Annotated in this window: 4 protein-coding genes; all 4 read right to left on the bottom strand. The window is 71.2% G+C overall.

What is annotated here, in order from left to right:
- Positions 1–664: 1-acyl-sn-glycerol-3-phosphate acyltransferase (locus tag G6023_RS11555; RefSeq protein WP_182635591.1), on the bottom strand; the 664-nt coding region annotated here is incomplete at its 3' end.
- Entirely contained in the window at positions 661–1,857 is a 1,197-nt protein-coding gene (locus tag G6023_RS11550) for an NAD-dependent epimerase/dehydratase family protein (protein WP_182635589.1), read from the bottom strand. The genes G6023_RS11555 and G6023_RS11550, both read right to left, overlap by 4 nt.
- A gap of 203 nt (positions 1,858–2,060) precedes the next feature.
- Entirely contained in the window at positions 2,061–2,162 is a 102-nt protein-coding gene (locus tag G6023_RS11545; RefSeq protein ID WP_003855542.1) for a 30S ribosomal protein bS22, read from the bottom strand.
- A 182-nt stretch (positions 2,163–2,344) separates the two neighbouring features.
- A complete protein-coding gene (locus G6023_RS11540; RefSeq protein WP_067718677.1) occupies positions 2,345–2,566 on the bottom strand; it encodes a helix-turn-helix domain-containing protein in 222 nt (73 codons plus the stop codon).
- Positions 2,567–2,981 lie beyond the last annotated feature (415 nt).

Below are 2,981 nucleotides of genomic sequence, written 5' to 3'. Positions count from 1 at the left end.
CACAGGCCAGGGTCGCCCCCGCCCGGCGGGCCAGCGGCGCGGACACCGGCAGCGACATGGCCAGGTCGGCGGCGAGCAGACGCAGGGCGCGTCCGGCGTGGTCGTGGACGGCGACGGTGGTCATCATCCCGTCGAGCGGAAGGACGCCGGCATGGTTGGAGACGATCAGGCCGGCGCCGTCGGCGGGGATGTTCTCGGCACCGATCACCTCGACCCGGAACCAGTGCTCGAACAGCGGCCGCCACAGGGGCAGCCACACGTTGGTGTGGAAGTGCTCGTCGAACCCGAACTCGTCGACCTCGTACCCGCCGGTGACACGGGTGGCCAAGAGCTCGCCGGCGGCGTTGACGGCGTCGGCGAGGGTGGACAGGGCGCTGACGTCGCCGGTCGCGAGCATCGTGTCGACACCGCGGGTCAGTTCGCGGACGGGTGCCAGGACCTCGGCGTCGAGGGGCAGTGCGTCGACCACCTGACCGATCGAGCTGCGGAGGGAGGTGAGGAACCTGTCGACGATCCTGCCGAGCTCGGTGGCCGCGGCATCGCTGTTGGTGGTCTCCCCTACGAAGCCCTCGCCGACGGTTCGGTAACCGGGGGCGTCGCGTCGGCCCTCTCCCCAGCGGGGGCCGCCGAGTGGTTGGGACAGGTCGAATTCCGGGCCCTTCACGGCGCCCCCTCCTCGATCGGGTCGGGCTCGTTCGTCTCCGGCCGGTTCGAATCGGGCTCGATCGGCTCCGGCAGGGCCCCTATCGACTCGAGCTCGCCGATGGTCGAGTTCACGCCCGCGCGCAGTCGGCTGGCCACCGGGCCGGGCAGTCTGCTGGCGATCTTGGCGGTCTTGCGCTCGAGTGCGGCGCGCGTGACGAGGGGCTCGGCCCCCGAGTCGACGAGGTAGGCGTGCAGCGCCTCCTCGGTGGTGTACCGGGGCGTGAACCCGAACCTGGTGCGCATCCGGGTGGTGTCCATGGTGCGGCCGTACCGCAGGTAGCGCAGCTGCGAGGGCCCGATGTCGCGCAGTCCCTGGCTGGAGAGCAACCGCGCCGCGAGTTTGAACGTCTGCGGCATCACCGGCAGCGGGATGTGGCCGGCGCGGCGGATGGCCTGCGTCAGGGTGAGGATGCCGTCGGCCGCGATGTTGTACGTCCCGGGGGGCGCCCCCGTCGCGGCGTGCAGCAGCGCATCGAGTGCGTCCTGCGGGTGCAGCAGCTGGATGCGCGGGTCGTACCCGGCCAGTACCGGCGCCACCGACGGCAGCAGCAGCTCGCCGACCACCGTGGGCTCGGGCAGCCCGAGGATGGCCGGGATGCGCAGGATCGTCACGTCGATGTCCGGGCGCTTGCGGGACATCCCCCGCACGTAGCCCTCGACCGACGAGTGGTCGAGGGGGATGCCGCCGCCGGGCAGGCGCCGGGCGGCCATGTCCTCGGTGAACATCGCCGGGTCGACCCCCGAGGAGCCGTACACCGAGGTCGACGAGATGAGCACGAACCGCTTGACCGTCGCGGCCCGTCCGCACGCGGCGATCACGTGCATGGAGCCCATGATGTTGGCCTCCTTGACGGCCGCGCGGCCGCCGGGGGCGAAATCGGTGTGGTGCAGCCCGGCGTGCACGACCGTGTCGATGCCGGCCTCACGCAGAATCCCCTGCAGGCGCGGGGACTGCGGGTCGAGGCGCACGAACTCGGCGTCGCGCATCCGTCGGCGGTGCTGCGGCGACGGCTTGACCGAGTCGATCGCCAGGACGCGCTCGACGGAGTCGTTGCGCAGCAGCATGCCGACCAGGTGGGCGCCGAGATACCGGCTACCGCCCACGACCGCGACGGCGCGAGCCGGGCTACGGGCTGGCAGTTCGGTGTCCACCCGGCCGAGTCTAACTGCGGACCCCCCTGCCCATGTGCGCGGACCTCGCCGCCGACGCCGGCCGAGCGGCGCCCCGCCCTGCCCTGCCCCGCCCTGCCCCGAGTCGACACCCCGCCCCGAAATACACCGATGCCCGCCACCACTGTCGGTGACGGGCATCCGCTACAGGCGTGAGTCCGGGCGCTACCGAGGCGCCGCCGGACTCACTTACCGAGTTTGCGACGCTGCACGCGGGTCCGGCGGAGCATCTTGCGGTGCTTCTTCTTGGACATACGCTTGCGGCGCTTCTTGATCACAGAACCCATATCGGGGTCACCTACCTGTCGACTACTGGTCTGGGGCCTTACAGCCCGCGAAGGGCCTTGACTTGCGCTCCGGCGCCTGAGAGCGAGCTCGAAAGCCGGGACGGAACCCATCCAGACTACCTCTCGCTCCCCGCGGCCACGAAAACGGGCCGGACACCGCCCCGCCGGGGCGGTTCAGTGCGTCAGCCCGCGGAGAAGTACGACGTGTCGAGGTACTCGTGCACGGCCTTGGAGTGGACCCGGAACGACCGCCCCACCCGCACGGCGGGCAGTTCGCCCGAGTGGACGAGCCTGTAGACCGTCATCTTGGACACGCGCATCAGCGCGGCGACCTCGGCCACGGTGAGGAACTGCGAGCCCCCCGCCGCCTGTGCGCCGCTATCGGTCTTGTCGGTAGTCGCCATTGTCACAACCCTTCGTGGCACGCGTCGTGCCGCAGGCTTCCCCTCCTGCGGTACGGACACGCACGTGCTGGGTATGAGCCTAGCGTGAATGGTGTGATCAATGCGACGGGAGTGGGCGAATTACATCGACGACACGCCGCCCGATCCGCGCCTCACCCGCCCTGAACTGGGCTTGTGCTACATAAGCGACCCGCCGGGTGGGTCACATCTCACCCGGCGGGCCGGTTCGGTACGCGCACACCCGGCCCGTTCGGTCGCCTCGGCGACGGGCCCGGGTGGCGGGGTCAGTCGATCTCGTCGTCGTCGTCGCCATCGGTGGAGGCCAGTGCCAACGCCCGCGACCGCGACGCCGCCGCCTCGACCGCGTCCGCCACCGCCGAGCGCAGTCCCCCGGCCTCCAGCCTGCGGATCGCCG

It is taken from the genome of Dietzia sp. DQ11-71 (assembly GCF_014144995.1).
Taxonomy (GTDB): domain Bacteria; phylum Actinomycetota; class Actinomycetes; order Mycobacteriales; family Mycobacteriaceae; genus Dietzia; species Dietzia kunjamensis.
Note: the sequence above shows the minus strand (reverse complement) of the source record. Positions and strands in the feature narration are given on the sequence as shown.

Bases quoted from the DNA above. Each gene is read 5' to 3' on its own strand.
- G6023_RS11545 (WP_003855542.1), bottom strand. From the start codon at position 2,162: ATGGGTTCTGTGATCAAGAAGCGCCGCAAGCGTATGTCCAAGAAGAAG.
- G6023_RS11540 (WP_067718677.1), bottom strand. From the start codon at position 2,566: ATGGCGACTACCGACAAGACCGATAGCGGCGCACAGGCGGCGGGGGGC.